Source organism: Acinetobacter sp. GG2 (assembly GCF_000292385.1).
GTDB classification, from domain to species: domain Bacteria; phylum Pseudomonadota; class Gammaproteobacteria; order Pseudomonadales; family Moraxellaceae; genus Acinetobacter; species Acinetobacter seifertii.
Map to the genome: position 1 here is coordinate 60,033 of NZ_ALOW01000024.1, position 17,918 is coordinate 77,950.

A 17,918-nucleotide genomic window follows, 5' to 3' on the forward strand; every position below is an offset into this window, starting at 1 on the left:
AAGTAGAATAAAAGTCAAACTGAAAAAGTATTCAAAACAGCAAAGTGCTAACATTTTTGCCATTCTGTCGATTGATAAATTGTGGGGCAAAAATGTTAATACAACGTGGTGGGTTAAAAGTTGTAGCAGGCTTGGGTATATCAGGTGTTTCTGCTGTAAATTTCCTGCATGAACAAGGCTACCAAGTTGCAGTAACAGACTCTCGTCCCACACCTCCCGGTCATGATCAAATTCCTGCAGAAGTAAAGACCAGTTTTGGTCAGCTTGATCAAGAATTACTATTACAAGCAGAAGAAATTATTTTAAGCCCGGGCCTCGCACCACAATTACCAGAGATTCAGGCAGCCATTGCTCAAGGTATTTCTGTAGTAGGTGATATTCAGCTACTTCGCCGTGCAACAGATGTGCCGATTGTCGCGATTACAGGCTCTAATGCGAAGAGTACTGTTACTACTCTAATGGGCTTAATGGCCAAAGATGCAGGTAAGAAAGTTGCTGTTGGTGGCAATCTTGGTCGTCCAGCTCTAGATTTATTAAAAGATCAACCAGAGTTATTGGTACTTGAGTTATCAAGCTTCCAGTTAGAAACCACATCTCACTTAAATGCTGAGGTTGCTGTAGTCCTTAACATGAGTGAAGATCACTTGGATCGTCACGGAAACATGTTGGGTTATCACAAGGCAAAACACCGTATTTTCCAAGGTACCAAGAAAGTTGTATTTAACCGTGATGATGCGTTAAGCCGTCCTCTTGTACCTGATACAACCCCTATGCAAAGCTTTGGACTAAATGCACCTGACTTAAACCAGTACGGCGTTTTAAGAGATGCTGATGGGACACTTTGGCTTGCTCGTGGCTTGCAGCGTTTAATTAAAAGCTCAGACTTATATATTCAAGGTATGCATAACTTAGCCAATGCTTTAGCGTGTTTAGCATTGGGTGAAGCAATTGGCTTACCTATGGATTCTATGCTTGAAACTTTAAAACATTTTAAAGGCTTAGAGCATCGCTGTGAGTATGTAAAAACCGTGCATGATGTACGTTATTACAATGACTCAAAAGGAACTAATGTTGGCGCTACACTTGCAGCAATTGATGGTTTAGGTGCTGCGATTGAAGTGAAGAAAGGTAAGGTAGCCCTAATTTTGGGTGGGCAAGGTAAAGGCCAAGACTTTGCTCCGTTACGTTCTTCTATCGAAAAGTATGCCAAAGTTGTGGTATTGATTGGTGAAGATGCTCCAGTCATTGAGCAGTCTATTCAAGGTGCAACTAAAATTTTACATGCAGCAACGCTTAAAGAAGCTGTAGAGCTGTGTCAACGTGAAACGCATGCTGAAGACGTGGTGTTGCTATCACCAGCGTGTGCAAGTTTTGATATGTTTAAAAGTTATAATGACCGTGGTCAGCAGTTTGTTGCCTGCGTCAATTCGTTGGTTTAAAGAAGTATTATGATTAGGAATGTAGTATGGCAGGCTTAGCTCAGACCACAATCCAGAAAATCAATCAGTGGTATGAACGGATATTGCCTAAATGGCCAGCGGAAGTGACACCACGTAATGTTCTGATTTTCTGTGTCGTTGCATTGTTATGTATCGGATCGGTGATGGTCGCGTCTGCTTCCATGCCTTATGCCGAATATATGCATGAGAACCCGTTTCACTATGTCATCCGCCATGCAATTTCTATTGCAGTTGCTGGGGTGGTGGCATATTTGACCTACCGAATCTCGCTCAATACATGGTTTAAAAACACTTTCCCGCTGTGGTTATTAACCATGGTGCTGTTACTTGCTGCTCTGGCGGTAGGTTCGGAAGTCAATGGTTCTACTCGTTGGATTAAAATCGGTGGTTTTACCTTGCAGCCTACAGAAGTTGCTAAGGTTATGATGGCAATCTTTACAGCAGACTATGTGGTACGCCGTGCTAAAGAGGTTCGTACGCATTGGAAAGGCTTGCTACGTCTAAGTGGTGTGATGGCAATTACGGTTGGTTTGATTATTGCCGAGCCTGACTTGGGGGCAACGATCGTTATTGTCATGATGATGGTTGGGGTATTCTTTTTAGCTGGTGCACCACCAACACAGTTCCTAATCATGCTAGGTGCGATTGTCACCGGTATTGTGTTCTTAATCTTATTTGAGCCTTACCGTTTTCAACGTTTGATTTCATTTACTGACCCATGGGCAGACCCATTAGGTGTGGGTTATCAGTTATCAAACGCACTCATGGCATTTGGTCGTGGTGAATGGTTTGGAACAGGTTTGGGACATAGTGTTCAAAAACTATCTTATTTACCTGAAGCACATACTGACTTTATGTTGGCCGTGTTAGGTGAAGAGTTTGGTTTCTTTGGTATTTCGATTGTCATTGGCTTGTCTTTCTTGATGTTGGCCTGTTGTATCAAAATTGGTCATCGTGCCTTGAAACACCATTATCTTCGCGCGGGCTATTTAGCTTATGGCATTAGTATTATTTTCTTACTCCAGATTTTGGTAAATGCGGGTATGAACATGGGTTTAATGCCAACTAAAGGTTTAACTCTGCCATTTATTAGTTATGGTGGTACGTCTTTAATGATGTGTGCAGCCATGATTAGTTTGATCTTAAAGATTGATGCATCAACTCAAGAAGTGAACCCCGAAAGAGAAGAATCAAACTTCTAAATCATTTCAGTTGTTATAAAAAAAGCCCGATATTAAATCGGGCTTTTTTTATAAATATGTTCCGCTGAGCTCTTGTTTATGAGGAATTAAATCTACATTCCACTGCGATACAGCTTGCTTGAGCATGAGTTCGGGGCGGTCTAAATCGACGTTTGGTTGGCCTAGTGCTTGTATAGCTTGTTGTAGTAATTGAGATGCCTTGGTTAAATCAAGCGCATGAGCAAGGTTTTGTTTAGAAAGTTTTTGCCCTTGGTCATTCATAGCTAAGGGAAGATGCGTATAGCTGAGTTTAGGATAACCGAGCAGTTGACCTAGCCAGATTTGACGTTCGGTGTTATCTAAGAGGTCTGCGCCACGAACAACGTGAGTAATACCTTGTAGATAATCATCTACAACTACAGCAAGTTGATAGTTAATAATGCCGTCGCGGCGTTTAAGAACAAAGTCTCCAAGGTCATATTGCAGATTAGAGCAATGGTATCCTTGTAGGCGGTCATCGAAACAAATTTGCTGATCTTGAACTTTTACCCGAATTGCTTGATCTTGAAAGTCGAGATGTAAATCACGGCAAGTGCCTGCATAGATTGCATTTGAACCGAGCATTTTACGGGTACACTGACAAGCATAAACCAGACCTTCTTTTTTTAGCTGGTCTAATACGCTTTCATAAATATCTAGCCGGTCTTTTTGGAAAATGATCTCGGCATCGGGATCGAACTGAAAAGCTTCAAGTGATGCGAGTATATGGTCTTCACTACCGGGATAGATACGTGGGATGTCGGTGTCTTCAACACGAACTACCCATCGCCCTTGATGAGCTCTGGCATCACAATAACTGGCAACAGCAGTAATCAGTGATCCGAAATGTAAAGGGCCGGTTGGCGAGGGCGCAAACCGACCTGAGTACGAAAAGCTGGGCTTTTCTTGAGTAGCTACAGCGGTCATATTAACCGTTATTTTGCTTCTCTTTAATTTCTGCCAAAGTTTTGCAGTCAATACATAATGTTGCAGTTGGACGTGCTTCTAAACGACGTAAACCGATTTCGATACCACAAGTTTCACAGAAACCGTAGTCTTCGTTTTTAATCGCTTCCATAGATTGTTCAATTTTACGAATTAATTTACGTTCACGGTCGCGTGTACGTAATTCAATTGCAAATTCTTCTTCTTGGGTAGCACGGTCGTTTACATCTGGCAGTGCAGTTGATTCGTCTTGCATCGTATTTAAAGTACGATCAACTTCAGACATTAATTCAGCTTTCCATGCTTGCAGAATTTGTCGGAAATGCTCGAGCTGTCCTTCAGACATGTACTCTTCATTTTTCTTAGGTTGATAAGGTGCAATACCAAATAAACTTGCAGTTGTGCCTATGTCAGAAGTTTTAGGTTTCACTTTACGTGCACGTTTTGCAGAAGCTTTATCACCTTCTACTACAACTTCTGTATGTTCATCCAAAACTTGGTTGTGGTTGTCATTCGCCATAATAGGGCATTCCTCATCATACACGTATTATCTATACGCAAAAAATATGGTGATATGCAAGTGTTTTTATAGAAAACCATCGATGGGATTTTCCCATCGGGTCGTCATCATATAGATTTTTCCTGCAAGATGATAGTCATTCTGACCCGTAAATATTTTCAAAACGTGTTTACCCCAGTCATAATTCTATATAAGCATATAAAAAATAGGTTTAATAGCCTGAAATATCAGTATTTATAAGGGTTTTAAAATTTTCAAGTCGAAATACTTTTGTTTCAAAAGTGCCATCATTATTCAGACGAATGTAACGATAACCCGGTGCATTTTGGTCGAGCGCAAAATCTTTACTAAACGGTTTAAATTGCACACTTGTTGAAGGTGTGGAGAAAAACTCGATACCTTGCCAAATATTAAGAGAGTCTTGATGGACATGTCCGCAGACCAATGCCTTTACATTTTTAAACGGGCTTAACGTATCTAGAAGGGCATTTGAGTTTTGAAGCTTATGATGATCAATCCATTTTGATTTCATGGCAAATGGATGATGATGACAAGCCAGCAAAACTGGGTGATCTGCGAATTGTTCAAGCAAGTTCGCTAGATTTTTTAATTGTTCTGAAGACAAATGACCATCTATTTTTCCTTTTACGGCACTGTTGAGCATAATGATGCGCCAGTTGCCTAAACCTACAACCACAGGTTCCTGATGATTTTCGTTATGCAATGGAAAGTGGTCCACATTGTCATGGTTACCTAGCGTATGAAAAAAAGGTAAACCCAAGGTTTGCATAAAGTTTATATAACGCTTGTAGGTAAGCGGTGTCGGTGCTTGTGCGAGGTCTCCAGTATGAATAATCGCGTCTGCTTCAGGATGTTGCTTTAATATCTGTTTGATAATGGCATGGAAACTTTCTTCAGGATTCATCCCGACAAATTCTAGCTGTGGATACTCCAATAAATGTGTATCGGTAATTTGTATGATGACATGATTTTTTTGTGAAAGTGTTGAGACTTGAAAAGTCACCGTCCTACCTCTTCGGATTTATTATCGTTTTGCTGTGTTGAGCCAGCCATTGCAATGCCATAATAACAGGGGCATTTCTTAAACGTCCGCTGTCGAGTAGTGTTTGAATTTCACTATAACTAAACAAATGTAGCTGAATATTTTCACCCTCATCATCTACCCCAAAAATACCGCCTTCATCGGGTAAATTGGTTTCGGCAACATACAGGTGAAATAGCTCGGAACATGCGCCTGCTGATGGGTAAAAACTAAATAGATGTTCTAAATCCTGAACTTCACAACCTGATTCTTCAAGGCTTTCACGTCGAATACAGTTTTCTGGTGATTCATTGCCATCTAATACCCCAGCAATAACTTCAAGCTGCCATGGTGATTGGGAATCACCTAAAGCACCCACACGAAACTGTTCAATCAGTGCAAACTGTTGTTTTTGGTCATTGTAGAGAAGAACACCAGCCGCTTCAGGCCGATGTACAAGTTCGCGCTGCAATACAGGAGTATATTCAGACTGATTAAATAGACGATGTCGAAGGCTAACTTTTTCAACTTGAATAAAACCACGGAACAGAGATTCACGTGATGTTACTTCGACATCTTTAGATGTATAACTTGGACGCTCGACAATACTCATGATTCGATCAGGACGAAATCTATTTATTTCATCCTAACCGAGAATCATGTCTAGGCAAGTGTTTTTTTTGAATATTTACACTTTATGATACAGTTTTTGTCCTTGCTCTTGATAAACCTCTTTCATCGCTTTGAGGCCTTCTTCAACCTCTGAATCGTTATTGGTGAGATTGTTGGCATAGTCACGTACATTCTGGGTGATTTTCATTGAACAGAATTTCGGACCACACATTGAACAGAAGTGAGCAGATTTATGCGCCTCTTTTGGTAAGGTTTCATCATGCATGCTACGTGCTGTGTCAGGGTCTAAACTTAAGTTGAACTGATCATCCCAACGGAATTCAAAACGAGCTTTTGACAAGGCATTATCACGAACTTGAGCACCCGGATGTCCTTTTGCAAGGTCAGCAGCATGTGCTGCAAGCTTATAGGTAATAATTCCGTCTTTAACATCTTTTTTGTTTGGTAAGCCCAAATGCTCTTTTGGCGTCACATAACAAAGCATTGCTGTGCCGTACCAACCAATCATAGCTGCGCCAATTGCAGAAGTAATGTGGTCATAACCCGGTGCGATGTCAGTTGTTAATGGCCCAAGCGTATAGAATGGCGCTTCTTTACATACTTCTAACTGCAAGTCCATGTTCTCTTTAATCATGTGCATTGGTACGTGACCAGGGCCTTCAATCATGACTTGAACATCATGTTCCCATGCACGGTGAGTCAGTTCACCTAATGTTTTAAGTTCGCTGAACTGCGCTTCGTCATTGGCATCTTGAATACAACCCGGACGTAAGCCATCACCTAAACTAAATGACACGTCATAAGCTTTCATAATTTCACAGATTTCATCGAAATGTGTGTATAAGAAGTTTTCTTCATGGTGTGCTAGACACCACTGAGCCATGATTGAACCACCACGAGACACAATACCCGTTAAACGGTTTGCTGTGAGTGGTACATAGCGAAGCAATACACCTGCGTGAATCGTGAAATAGTCAACACCTTGTTCTGCTTGTTCAATCAATGTGTCTTTGAAGATTTCCCAAGTTAGGTCTTCTGCAACACCATCCACTTTTTCAAGGGCTTGATAGATTGGTACAGTACCGATTGGAACAGGTGAGTTACGAATAATCCATTCACGTGTTTCATGGATGTTCTTGCCTGTCGACAAATCCATAATCGTGTCGGCACCCCAACGGGTTGCCCAAGTCATTTTCGCAACTTCTTCATCAATTGAAGAGCCAAGAGCCGAGTTACCAATATTGGCATTAATTTTAACCAAGAAGTTACGACCAATAATCATTGGTTCAAGTTCTGGATGGTTAATGTTGGCAGGAATAATTGCGCGACCTTCAGCAACTTCTTGGCGAACAAACTCAGGTGTAATTTCTTTTAAGTTTTTTGCACCAAAATTCTGTCCAGCATGTTGGCGCATATCAACACCTTCACGCTGGCGTTGATTTTCACGAATTGCAATATATTCCATTTCAGGTGTGATAATACCTTGCTTGGCATAGTGCATTTGAGTGACATTTTTACCTGCTTTAGCGCGGCGTGGGTTTTGAATATGAGCAAAACGAATGTCAGCGGTACGAATGTCTTTTAAACGTTCCTGACCAAACTTTGAAGTTAAGCCATCAAGTACATCGGTATCATTACGTTCTTCAATCCAGTTTTGGCGAACTGAAGGTAAACCTTTGTCTAAATCAATTTGAACATTCGGATCTGTATAAACACCTGACGTGTCATAGACCATAACAGGTGGATTATGTTCACCGCCAAGTCCAGTAGGGGTATCTGTTAAAGAAATTTCCCGCATAGGAACCTGAATATCAGGGCGAGAGCCTTCAATATAAACTTTTTTTGAAGCGGGCAAGATGCGGGTTAAATCTTTTGCATCTTGTTCATGTTGAGCTGAAATTTCAGCAGAAGAGAGATTCGTTAACTGGTTCATCACATGATCCTTATGAATAACATCAACGAATCAAGCACGACCAAAAACGATGGCGGATTTATCTTTAGTAGATAAATTTAAGGCTGTAAGTTTTTAGATGGCTTGATTCCTACGCAGGTCTTAACCTGATCAGGTTCAACGGTACTTGTGATCAAACTTGTGTTGCGATAACACGAAATTTACACAATCTCAGCGAGCTATTACTCGCGCTCCGTCAAGCGATTTAAAGACTAACATGTTTTAGGTTGGCTGGCATTGTCAATTTGTATCTATACAAACCGCATCCATGTGGCAGTCACGGTAGCTTTGAGTATTCCATGGTGACTCTAGTTTTAATAACTGCTCAAGCTGTTCATGGACAAGCTGATAGTTTGATTTTTCCTGTCCATTTTCATCCATTAAATCTAGGTTAAATTGCTTATTTCGCTCTTCAACTGGAGTGGCAATAAATTTAAGAAACTCTTGCGCAGGTTTCGCTAAACTCGACTGTTTTTGTGTAGATAAAAATTGAATTTGTTGTAAAGCATCTTTATCAATCCATGTGTTTGGAGCAAACTCATCGGACACAGGCGTATTATCTAAGCCAAAGAAAATAAAGTATCGGTACTCATTAAATAATAATTTTACATCGCTAATAAAATAACTCTTTGGATATTTTTGAATAAATTTCTCCCAAAATAATGCACGCTCAGTAAGCTCTTTCCATGAGATAGCCAAAGCGCCGTCGTCATAGAAAATCTCTTTATTGTCTTTTGCCATACGCGTTAAGAACTCTTTTTGGTCCGCGGGTAGGGCTTTAGCAAAAACATCAACTAAATAGTTTGGCTGACGTCGATACGTAAACATGCCTTCACCTTGATAGAGAAGTTCGATATAGGCTTGGCCCTCATGTTGAATCAGATATTGATCACGAGCACTAAGCTGATCGAATAACTTTTTCTTGGTTTTCATTGTTTTTTTAGCATCTAATGGTTCTTTTTCTAAAATGGCATAGCCAAATGCCTCAAAAGCTTTCGCTGTTTTTTCATTATCGTCTTGTTTAAGGAAACGTTGATACATGGCGGTTGAAGCATTCATTAGCTTAATTTGTTCCTCATTTTTTAATGATGAAACACAGGTTTTGAGTTTTTCATTAATTTGGTTTAAGTCCTCTATTTTGCTGTTTTGATTAATTTTTTGCATTGCAGTCATGATTTGTGTGCAGCTACTTTCTTGTTTTTGGGTAGCTTCTTGTTCAGTAGGTTTTTGTTCTTTAGATACAACTTGATCTTGCTGTGAGGTTTTATTGCAACCAGCTAAAAGTAGTGCACTGCACATACTCATCATTAAAACTTTTTTCATGATTGTATTTTTATCAAAGTGAATATTACTCAAATTATAACTCGGAAAAAGATTGCATCATTGTTAGAAATCTTTATTATTAGGTAGGTCGGTCTACTTAAATTAAAGCTATGAATGATAAAACAGCAAGACAGAAAATTCTCGATGCCGCTTCAACTTTGTTTTATAACGACGGCATTACTGCAACTGGTATTAACTCAGTTACGACTAAAGCAGATGTAGCCAAGATGTCGCTTTATAATAATTTTTCTTCAAAAGGTGAGTTGGTCGATGCCTATATTGCTGCACGGCATCAAGAGTGGTTAGACCTTTATCAAAACCGTTTAGCAATAACAAAAACACCTAAAGACGCTATTTTAGCCGTATTTGATGCCTATCAAGACCATGCGGAATTTGCCTATGAAAAAGGCTTTCGAGGATGTGGGCTTTTAAATGCTGCCGCAGAGTTCCCTGCGAATAGTTCAGGTCGAAGTTCGGTAAGACAACATAAAGAAGAAGTTGAGGCTATTGTTGCCGAGCATTTAAAAAAATTAATACCAGACTCACAGCGTGTTAACTATGTGGCTACACAGCTTTCATTTCTTTTAGAAGGCTCTATGGCACGAGCAGGGTTGGAAGGCAACAGTCGTCAACTTCTATTAGCAAAGCAAATGGCAGAAGACATTTTAAATAGAGAATGTCCACATGATTAGCCTCATTAAAAATAGTAGCTATGGAGGCACAATTGCGATTTTAGTTGCCTCTGTTTTGTGGGGAACAACAGGTACTGCGGCGGCATTTGCACCGACACTTGGCCCACTTGCTATTGGTGCCGCAGCGATGGGCGGTGGAGGTCTTTTACAAGCTTTAGTTGCATCCCGAGCGATCCGTGAAAACCGACAATTTATAAGGGAGAATCTTTTAATACTACTTTTGGGTGTAGCGGCGGTGGGTATTTACCCCTTGGCTTTTTATTCCTCAATGCATTATGCCGGCATTACGATTGGTACTGTGGTTTCAATTGGCTCGGCTCCACTGATTGCAGCAATTTTAGAGCGGTTTTTTGATCGCAAAGCTTTATCTGCCATCTGGTTTCTAAGTTTTATTTGCGGTGTACTTGGCGTAACGATGCTGTCGATGGGTGAAAGTCATGCGGTTCTAGATAGTACAAGTCAATCGAATAAATACTTCGGTATTTTTCTTGGACTTGTCGCAGCTACAACTTATTCGCTTTATTCATGGGCTGCAAAAAAATTAATAGATCGAGGTGTTGCCTCTAAAGCTGCAATGGGCATGATTATGGGCGGCGGGGCAGTTATTTTGCTTCCTACTTTGTTGGTTACAGGTGAAGGATTATTACAAAGCTCAACCAATTTACTTGTGGCTGGCTATATGATGCTGATTCCTATGTTTTTGGGTTATTTACTTTTCGGTTTTGGATTAAAAACGGTCAATGCGAGCAAAGCGACTACCTTAACTTTATTTGAACCTTTAGTTGCTGCGATTTTTGCGATTGTGTTAGTGGGTGAGCATGTTTCATGGTTGGGTTGGATCGGCATGTTTTTGATTTTTATTTGTATTTTAATATTGTCAAAAACTCGGAACACTTAAAAAAACTAAAACTTTTAATGGCTTGAGTTTGATTCGAATTTTTCTTAGTCTTAAAGCCAAGTTTTATCGTTGATTTAAACAATGAAAATAAAATTAATGCTTGTGGCGGGTTTGTGGAGTTTTACCTCGTCGAGTTTTGCTCTGGATTTAGTTGAAACTTATGAGCGCGCGAAACAAAATGATCCGACATGGCAAGCGAATCAACAACAATTTGAAGCAGATCAGCTCAATTTGGGCTTAGCAACGGGTGCTTTATTACCGACAGTTACCTTGTCTGGAAAAATTAATCGTAATAGCCAAACAGTAAAACGATCGAATTTTCCGGGTGTTGATCAAGAAGGGCTGTCAGATGCGTTAGTGAGTAATACATCGACCACTAAACAAGCAACTTTGTCTGCTCGTCAGCCTCTTTTTCGTATGGATGCATGGGAAGGTTATAAACAAGTTAAAACCTCAGTTGCACTCAGTGAAATCACTTTAAGACTGCAAAAACAAGATCATGTTTTAAACGTGGCCGAAGCTTATTTTAATGTACTTCGTCAGCAAGCACTTACTGCTGCATATTTACAAGAAGAAAAAGCATTACTTGAACAGCTCAACATGATGAATGCTAAGCTTAAAGAAGGTTTGGTGGCTCGTAGTGATGTGAGTGAGGCAAATGCTCAATATCAAAGTGCCAGAGCCAATCGTATTGCGACCAATGTACAGATTCTATTAGCTCAAGAGCAACTATCGGAATATATTGGCCCCTATCAAGATAAGCTTGCAGTTTTACGAAGTGATTTTACTTTTCAAAAACCTTATCCAGCCCAGCTTGATGATTGGTTGAATTTAGCCCAGCAACAAAATTTAAAAATTCAGCAAGCACGTTTACAACGACAATATGCTGAAGATCAACGCCGTGTGGAAAAAGCTGCACTTTATCCACAGATAGACGCAATTGCCAGCTATGGCTATACCAAACAAACACCAGAAACACTCATTTCAACTGACGGCAAGTTTGACCAAATTGGTGTGGAGATGAACTGGAATTTATTTAATGGAGGACAGACCCGAACCTCTATTAAAAAAGCCAGTGTAGAGTTAAATAAAGCACAAGCCCAACTCGATGCGGCCATTCGCCGTGCCAATGTTGATGTAAAAAGTGCTTTTATGCAGGTAGATACCGACCGTGCAAAACTTGAAGCAAGAAAAGCAGCAATGGATTCTTCGGCACTTGTGTCGCAAGCTTCAAAAGCCAGTTATAACGAAGGCTTAAAAAGTATGGTTGATGTTTTATTGGCGCAGCGTAATGCTTTTTCTGCAAAACAGGATTATCTTAATGCTCAATATGACTATTTATTAAATGTACTGCGTTTAAAAGCTGCTGTAGGCCAGTTAGGTGAAAAAGATCTGGTCGAATTAAACAGCTGGTTAACGTATCAGTAATAAAAAATGCTTTTATCTGAATTTTAATTTTGTCATAAAAATTTAATGATTGATGTGTTTTAATGCTCAATCATTTTATCCCTGCGCCATCATGTTGGAGGCTTCCTTGAGTCCAAGTAATCCGGTGTTAAGCCATCATATTTCTTCTCAATTTAATGAAGATTTGCAAGATGTGAACACAAAGTTTATGACCATGGGTGGCTTGGTCGAACAACAGGTTGCCAATGCAATTCATTCTTTGCTTGATACAGATGCGAATTTAGCAATTGATGTTCAATTTAAAGATAATGCAGTCAATCAATATGAGCGTGATATTGATGAGGGTTTGACACTCATCTTGGCGCGTCGTCATCCAGCAGCAATCGATTTGCGTATGGTTATTGCCATGAGCAAAGCCAATACTGACCTTGAGCGTATTGGGGATGAAGCTGCAAAAATTGCCCGTATTGCACAAAACCTCTGTGAAGAGGGTGGATCACCTCGTGGTTACATGGAAACTCGTCATATTGGTAACCAAGTACGTGTCATGATTCACGATGCACTTGATGCTTTTGCACGTTTAGATGCAGATCAGGCTTTACGTGTACTTTTAGCAGACGCTGACATTGACCGCGAATATCAATCAGCAACGCGTACTTTAATGACGTATATGATTGAAGACCCGCGTCATATTGCTCGCGTAATTAACGTGATGTGGGTTTTGCGTTCTTTAGAGCGTATTGGTGACCATGCGCGTAACATTGCTGAACAAGTGATTTATATGGCGAAAGGCTTTGATGCTCGTCATACCAAAATTGAAGAAATTGAAGCAAAAGTCCACGAAAAATAATGCTTTAATTGAGAAAATAAAAGCCTTGTTTCAAACAAGGCTTTTTTATAATTAAAAATAATACATAAAAAAATGTCCCGAACTTTGGGGGGAAGTTCAGGACAGAAAATCAAGTGCATTAAGAGAAAACACGACAGGGATCGTGTCTCACTTGCTATGGATTCATAATAAGGTTTCATTGAATTTATGTCATGTAGAGTCCTGTGCGCTCTATGTAAGGCTTTATATGTTTGTGTAAGTTTCACGTAAAAAAAGGCAGATCTATGTATATAGATCTGCCTTCTCAATGACAATGAGGTTAGAGCAAGCTAATTATTCAGGTTTCCAACCTTCTGCTTTTTCAACACTTTCATCATTATTGAAGAACTTTTCACGTTGTTCTTCAAGGAATTTTTTTGCATCTGGTTCAAACACATTTAAACGCTTTTCATTAATCAGCGTAGTTTGGTGCTGTAACCATTCTTGCCATGCTTGCTTAGAAACATTTTCAAAGAAATCTTGGCCTTTAGCACCTGGAAAAGGAGCGAAGTCTAGACCTTCCATTTCTTTTTGATATTTACGACAAAATACTTGGCGACTCATGATTTATCCTTAAGCGTATAACTGTTCTAAACGTGTATGGGCACGAGTAATTGCAGCTTCAACCTGTTTTGGTGAAGTTCCGCCAATATGATCACGTGCATTTACAGAAGCTTCTAGTGTTAAAGCTTTATCAAATACGTCTGCTGTGATTAAGTCAGAAAATTGTTGTAATTGCTCAAGTGTTAACTCAGATAAATCTTTTTCTTCAGCTACACCTAGTGCAACAGCTTTACCTACAATTTCATGCGCATCACGGAACGCAACGCCTTTTTTCACTAAGTAGTCAGCAAGGTCAGTTGCAGTCGAGAATCCTCGAAGCGCAGCTTCACGCATGATTTCAATATTTGGAACCAATGCAGGAATCATGTCTGCAAATGCCATAAGTGAACCACGAACCGTATCGATAGCATCAAACAAAGGTTCTTTATCTTCTTGGTTGTCTTTGTTGTACGCTAAAGGTTGACCTTTCATGAGCGTAAGTAAGCTAATTAAGTCACCAAATACACGGCCAGATTTACCACGAATCAGTTCTGGAACATCCGGATTTTTCTTCTGCGGCATAATTGATGAGCCAGTACAGAAGCGGTCAGGAATATTCACAAATTTGAACTGTGCAGAAGTCCAAAGAATCAGTTCTTCTGACATACGTGATAAATGCATCATGATAAGCGCAGCTGCTGCATTAAATTCAATGGCAAAGTCACGGTCAGATACAGCATCAAGAGAGTTTTCAGATACAGCTTCAAAACCTAAAAGTTCTGCTGTATAAGCACGATCGATCGGGTAAGTAGTACCTGCAAGAGCAGCGGAACCAAGAGGCATACGGTTAACACGCTTACGGCAGTCTTGAAGACGTTCTGTATCGCGAACTAACATTTCAAACCATGCCAATAAGTGATGGCCGAAAGTTACTGGTTGAGCTGTTTGTAAATGAGTGAAGCCAGGCATAATGGTATTTACATTTTTAGCAGCCAAGCCTAATAAGCCTTTTTGTAAACGCTCTAATAAACCTAAAATGTCATCAATTTCGTCACGTAGATAAAGACGAATATCAGTTGCAACTTGGTCATTACGGCTACGACCAGTGTGGAGTTTTTTACCTGTAATGCCAATACGCTGAGTCAAACGTGATTCAATGTTCATGTGAACATCTTCAAGATCGATACGCCATTCAAAGTTTCCAGCTTCAATTTCTGCACGAATGGTGCTTAAACCTTCAATAATGTCGTCTCGTTCTGCTTCTGTCAGTACGCCAACTTTTGCAAGCATGGTAGCATGCGCAATTGAACCTGCGATGTCTTGCTTATAAAAACGTTGGTCAAACTGAACAGAGGCAGTAAATTCTGCTACAAAAGCGTCTGTCGCTTCAGAAAAACGACCACCCCACATACCTGAGGTTTGGTCTGGGGCTGCTGAATTAGGGGGATTTGAAGATGTGGTCATGGTGGCTCAGTAAAATAAAAAAGAGTATATCACTTGCCGAAGCTCAACAAACAAAGTTGTTTTCTACAGCATATCGAAATCAAAATTCCTCCTATTTTTTTACGAAAATTGATCGTTGGCAACATTTATTCGAATTAATTATCGCAAGTAATGTTTTGGCGCTGGTTTTAGCTTTGGCTGAAGCGCAATCGTGGCATGCCTTAAGCGGGTCGCGCCTTTTACAATATATGATTTTTATTAACTGGGTGATTTTGTCTTTTTTTGCCTTAGTTGAATATTTTCAAAATTTTTTTAGTCAACTACAGCAAAAATATGCTTTGGCAATTGGCTTTGTTATGCTGCAAGCGATTGTGGTAGTGACCACCCTAATAAGTAATTTTTTTCAATTCGGAATCTTGAAAAGAACGAGTGATATAGCGCATGACTGGAGCATTTATTTTACCAATGTCCCTTTATATTTAAGCTATGGAATACTACTCGGCGCATTTTGTTTGCGCTATTTATATGTCAGAGAACAGTGGTTACATCAACAATATGCAGAATTAAATGCGCGTATTCAGGCCATGCAAGCGCGTATTCATCCTCACTTTTTATTTAATAGTTTAAATAATGTGGTGAGTTTAATTACGATAGACCCAGATAAAGCCGAAAGTATGCTGATTAGTCTGTCGCGTTTATTTAGAGCGAGTTTCCAAGAATTAAAATTGGTAAGCTTGTATGAAGAAATTGAACTCAGTAAACAATACTTAATGATTGAACAAATACGTTTAGGTGAGCGTTTACAAGTCGAATGGAAAGTGGAGCTTGAACCTTTGCAATTAAAGCAGGTCACGATTCCTTTATTGACATTACAACCTTTGTTAGAGAATAGTATTTTTCATGGGGTGGAACCAATGATGGGTAAGGCAACCATAGGGGTATTGGTTGAAATATTGCAAAATCAGGTCAGTATAGTCATTACCAACCCTTATACAGACGATACAATAAAATCACGGAAAGGGCATGGAATCGCTCTTGAAAACGTTAAACAACGCTTGAAAGCGTATTATGGGAACTCAGTTAGGTTCCAGGTATATAAGGGTGAAACTTTATATACCACTATTATGAGCTATCAATACCAATCAAAATAATAAGCCAGTCAGAGTTAACCATAAAAAAATGGACCAAGTTAACGGTGACAAGGAGGATGAATGAAGGTGCTAATTTGTGATGACGAGCCATTAGCAGTGGAGCGATTGTCACGTTTAGTTTCAAAGATGGGACATGAGGTTGTTGCAACAGCTCATCATGGCCAAGATGCCTTGGAACAGGCACGGCTTCATCAACCAGATGTGATTTTACTTGATATCCAAATGCCGGGTATGAATGGTCTCGTCTGTGCGGAACAATTAAGCCAGCTTAACCCTCGACCTGCTATTGTCTTTTGTACAGCTTATGATCAGCATGCTTTAGAGGCGTTTAAGTCACAAGCACAAGCTTATCTTCTTAAACCGATTGATCCTGCAGAACTTGAACAAGCTTTAAAGCAGTTAACGCAACTTACCCAAGCACAGCTCAATGCCTTGCCAAACCCTGAACTTTTACAGGATTTAAAAACACAAAGACATCAAATTGCTGCCAAAACCTACCGTGGGGTTGAACTGATTCCTGTTGAAAATATCTATTATTTTTTGGCAGATCAAAAATATGTCACGATACGTCATAAAAATGGCAGTGTATTAATTGATGAAACACTGAAAGAGCTTGAAACTGAATTTGCAGATCAATTTATTCGTATTCATCGAAATGCCTTGGTCTCAATTGCTTATTTAGATGGTTTGGAGCTTGTAAGTTCAGGCCAGTATCAGGTTCGTTTACGAGGTCTTGATGAAAGACTTTCCGTTAGCCGTCGTCATTTGTCTACGCTCAGAGAGCGGATACATCAGCTTTAACTTGCGCCTATCTTATTTTTGCTGATGAGATTTTACTTGCAATTTTAAGGGATCAAGTTAAGTTTAGGGTGTATTGTTTGACCAGCCCATGCTTGAATTTATGAAAACCTTGAAAATTGCTACACGACAAAGCCCACTTGCTCTTTGGCAGGCAGAACATATTCGTGCCCGTTTGCAGGAGCTTCACCCAGATTTAACGGTAGAGTTGGTCAAGTTTGTCACGCAGGGCGATAAAATTTTAGATACGCCTTTAGCAAAAATTGGTGGCAAAGGTTTGTTTGTTAAAGAATTAGAAGCTGCTCTTTTAGATGGTCGCGCGGACCTTGCTGTACATTCAATGAAAGATGTACCAATGGCATTACCAGAAGGTCTAACCTTGGCAGTCATTTGCGAACGTGAAGATCCATTAGATGCTTTTGTTTCAAATCAGTTTGAAAAATTTGCTGACTTACCACAAGGAGCGAGAGTTGGTACATCAAGCTTACGTCGTAAATCGCAGATTTTAAAACAACGCCCAGACCTACAAATTATTGATTTACGCGGCAATGTTGGAACTCGTCTAGGTAAATTAGATGATGGTCAATATGATGCGATTATTTTGGCAAGCGCTGGTTTAAAACGTTTAGGATTAGAAAATCGCATTCGTCATACTATCGAGCCAAATGTAAGTCTGCCTGCTGTTGGACAGGGTGCTCTTGGTTTGGAATGTCGTGCAGATGATCAAGACGTATTGGCTTTAATACAAGCTCTTTTACACATAGAGACTGACGTATGTGTACGTGCTGAGCGTGCGTTTAATGCCTATCTTGAAGGTGGTTGTCAGGTACCGATTGCGGGCTATGCAACCTTACAAGATGGCAAAATTCATATTGAAGGTCGCGTCGGTAGTCCTGATGGGCAAACATTATTACGTGCTGAAATGACAGATGAAGCTCACAATGCTCAGCAGTTAGGTGAGAACCTTGCTCGAAACTTACTTGAACAAGGTGCGGGCGATTTATTAAAGGCTCTTTACTAAAAC

Annotated in this window: 17 protein-coding genes and 1 riboswitch; of the genes, 9 read left to right on the plus strand and 8 right to left on the minus strand. The window is 39.9% G+C overall.

From position 1 onward, the window contains the following. Positions 1–92 precede the first annotated feature (92 nt). On the plus strand, positions 93–1,439 hold the full coding sequence (gene murD / locus B554_RS0103635; protein WP_019457013.1) for a UDP-N-acetylmuramoyl-L-alanine--D-glutamate ligase: 1,347 nt from the start codon (positions 93–95) through the stop codon (positions 1,437–1,439). A gap of 26 nt (positions 1,440–1,465) precedes the next feature. Beyond that, positions 1,466–2,662, plus strand: a complete 1,197-nt coding sequence (gene ftsW / locus B554_RS0103640) for a putative lipid II flippase FtsW (RefSeq protein WP_004699234.1) — start codon at positions 1,466–1,468, stop codon at positions 2,660–2,662. A 48-nt stretch (positions 2,663–2,710) separates the two neighbouring features. Here the strand turns inward: ftsW and gluQRS are convergent, their stop codons facing one another. The 6 genes from gluQRS to B554_RS0103670 form a co-directional block, all read right to left on the minus strand. Continuing rightward, the gene (gene gluQRS / locus B554_RS0103645; protein WP_019457014.1) at positions 2,711–3,607 is read right to left on the minus strand and encodes a tRNA glutamyl-Q(34) synthetase GluQRS; all 897 of its coding nucleotides are present in this window, start codon (positions 3,605–3,607) and stop codon (positions 2,711–2,713) included. Position 3,608: 1 nt separating this feature from the next. Then, positions 3,609–4,145, minus strand: coding sequence for an RNA polymerase-binding protein DksA (gene dksA / locus B554_RS0103650; protein WP_002121205.1), 537 nt, complete (start codon positions 4,143–4,145; stop codon positions 3,609–3,611). Between the two features lie 211 nt (positions 4,146–4,356). Beyond that, positions 4,357–5,169: a 3',5'-cyclic-AMP phosphodiesterase gene (gene cpdA / locus B554_RS0103655; protein ID WP_019457015.1), complete on the minus strand. Its 813-nt coding sequence runs from the start codon at positions 5,167–5,169 to the stop codon at positions 4,357–4,359. Positions 5,170–5,173: 4 nt separating this feature from the next. Beyond that, a complete protein-coding gene (locus B554_RS0103660; protein WP_025465070.1) occupies positions 5,174–5,800 on the minus strand; it encodes an NUDIX domain-containing protein in 627 nt (208 codons plus the stop codon). A 75-nt stretch (positions 5,801–5,875) separates the two neighbouring features. After that, the gene (thiC, locus tag B554_RS0103665; protein WP_004699222.1) at positions 5,876–7,753 is read right to left on the minus strand and encodes a phosphomethylpyrimidine synthase ThiC; all 1,878 of its coding nucleotides are present in this window, start codon (positions 7,751–7,753) and stop codon (positions 5,876–5,878) included. Between the two features lie 89 nt (positions 7,754–7,842). Further along, a riboswitch (TPP riboswitch) is annotated at positions 7,843–7,977 on the minus strand. A 34-nt stretch (positions 7,978–8,011) separates the two neighbouring features. Further along, the gene (locus B554_RS0103670) at positions 8,012–9,094 is read right to left on the minus strand and encodes a hypothetical protein (RefSeq protein WP_029767523.1); all 1,083 of its coding nucleotides are present in this window, start codon (positions 9,092–9,094) and stop codon (positions 8,012–8,014) included. 110 nt (positions 9,095–9,204) lie between these two features. Between B554_RS0103670 and B554_RS0103675 the strand changes: the two genes are divergently transcribed. The 4 genes from B554_RS0103675 (at position 9,205) to phoU (ending at position 12,941) form a co-directional block, all read left to right on the plus strand. Beyond that, positions 9,205–9,786 (plus strand): TetR/AcrR family transcriptional regulator, encoded by a 582-nt coding sequence (locus tag B554_RS0103675; protein WP_004699217.1) that lies wholly within the window; start codon positions 9,205–9,207, stop codon positions 9,784–9,786. Continuing rightward, the gene (locus B554_RS0103680) at positions 9,779–10,684 is read left to right on the plus strand and encodes a DMT family transporter (RefSeq protein ID WP_019457017.1); all 906 of its coding nucleotides are present in this window, start codon (positions 9,779–9,781) and stop codon (positions 10,682–10,684) included. Before B554_RS0103675 ends, B554_RS0103680 begins: the two co-directional genes overlap by 8 nt. 96 nt (positions 10,685–10,780) lie before the next feature. Next, entirely contained in the window at positions 10,781–12,112 is a 1,332-nt protein-coding gene (locus tag B554_RS0103685; protein ID WP_019457018.1) for a TolC family outer membrane protein, read from the plus strand. Between the two features lie 106 nt (positions 12,113–12,218). Then, positions 12,219–12,941, plus strand: coding sequence for a phosphate signaling complex protein PhoU (gene phoU, locus B554_RS0103690; protein ID WP_000075183.1), 723 nt, complete (start codon positions 12,219–12,221; stop codon positions 12,939–12,941). Positions 12,942–13,253: 312 nt separating this feature from the next. On the opposite strand, the gene B554_RS0103695 is transcribed toward phoU, so the two are convergent. After that, positions 13,254–13,523 carry an oxidative damage protection protein gene (locus B554_RS0103695; protein ID WP_004699209.1) on the minus strand — a complete coding sequence of 90 codons (270 nt, stop codon included), beginning with the start codon at positions 13,521–13,523 and terminating at the stop codon, positions 13,254–13,256. Between the two features lie 9 nt (positions 13,524–13,532). Beyond that, positions 13,533–14,966 (minus strand): argininosuccinate lyase, encoded by a 1,434-nt coding sequence (gene argH / locus B554_RS0103700; protein ID WP_019457019.1) that lies wholly within the window; start codon positions 14,964–14,966, stop codon positions 13,533–13,535. On the opposite strand from argH, the gene B554_RS0103705 reads away from it, so the two are divergent. The 3 genes from B554_RS0103705 (at position 14,957) to hemC (ending at position 17,915) form a co-directional block, all read left to right on the plus strand. Then, entirely contained in the window at positions 14,957–16,096 is a 1,140-nt protein-coding gene (locus B554_RS0103705) for a sensor histidine kinase (protein ID WP_019457020.1), read from the plus strand. The genes argH and B554_RS0103705 overlap by 10 nt on opposite strands. 60 nt (positions 16,097–16,156) lie before the next feature. Next, positions 16,157–16,897, plus strand: a complete 741-nt coding sequence (locus B554_RS0103710; protein ID WP_019457021.1) for a LytR/AlgR family response regulator transcription factor — start codon at positions 16,157–16,159, stop codon at positions 16,895–16,897. A gap of 100 nt (positions 16,898–16,997) precedes the next feature. Then, a complete protein-coding gene (gene hemC, locus B554_RS0103715) occupies positions 16,998–17,915 on the plus strand; it encodes a hydroxymethylbilane synthase (RefSeq protein ID WP_031944922.1) in 918 nt (305 codons plus the stop codon). The last annotated feature ends 3 nt before the right edge of the window (positions 17,916–17,918 follow it).

Coding starts and splice junctions, on each gene's coding strand:
- B554_RS0103695 (WP_004699209.1), bottom strand. CDS start 13,523: ATGAGTCGCCAAGTATTTTGTCGTAAATATCAAAAAGAAATGGAAGGT.
- B554_RS0103675 (WP_004699217.1), top strand. CDS start 9,205: ATGAATGATAAAACAGCAAGACAGAAAATTCTCGATGCCGCTTCAACT.
- dksA (WP_002121205.1), bottom strand. CDS start 4,145: ATGGCGAATGACAACCACAACCAAGTTTTGGATGAACATACAGAAGTT.
- murD (WP_019457013.1), top strand. CDS start 93: ATGTTAATACAACGTGGTGGGTTAAAAGTTGTAGCAGGCTTGGGTATA.
- gluQRS (WP_019457014.1), bottom strand. CDS start 3,607: ATGACCGCTGTAGCTACTCAAGAAAAGCCCAGCTTTTCGTACTCAGGT.
- B554_RS0103680 (WP_019457017.1), top strand. CDS start 9,779: ATGATTAGCCTCATTAAAAATAGTAGCTATGGAGGCACAATTGCGATT.
- argH (WP_019457019.1), bottom strand. CDS start 14,966: ATGACCACATCTTCAAATCCCCCTAATTCAGCAGCCCCAGACCAAACC.
- B554_RS0103670 (WP_029767523.1), bottom strand. CDS start 9,094: ATGAAAAAAGTTTTAATGATGAGTATGTGCAGTGCACTACTTTTAGCT.
- B554_RS0103710 (WP_019457021.1), top strand. CDS start 16,157: ATGAAGGTGCTAATTTGTGATGACGAGCCATTAGCAGTGGAGCGATTG.
- B554_RS0103705 (WP_019457020.1), top strand. CDS start 14,957: ATGTGGTCATGGTGGCTCAGTAAAATAAAAAAGAGTATATCACTTGCC.
- hemC (WP_031944922.1), top strand. CDS start 16,998: ATGAAAACCTTGAAAATTGCTACACGACAAAGCCCACTTGCTCTTTGG.
- B554_RS0103660 (WP_025465070.1), bottom strand. CDS start 5,800: ATGAGTATTGTCGAGCGTCCAAGTTATACATCTAAAGATGTCGAAGTA.
- thiC (WP_004699222.1), bottom strand. CDS start 7,753: ATGAACCAGTTAACGAATCTCTCTTCTGCTGAAATTTCAGCTCAACAT.
- B554_RS0103685 (WP_019457018.1), top strand. CDS start 10,781: ATGCTTGTGGCGGGTTTGTGGAGTTTTACCTCGTCGAGTTTTGCTCTG.
- ftsW (WP_004699234.1), top strand. CDS start 1,466: ATGGCAGGCTTAGCTCAGACCACAATCCAGAAAATCAATCAGTGGTAT.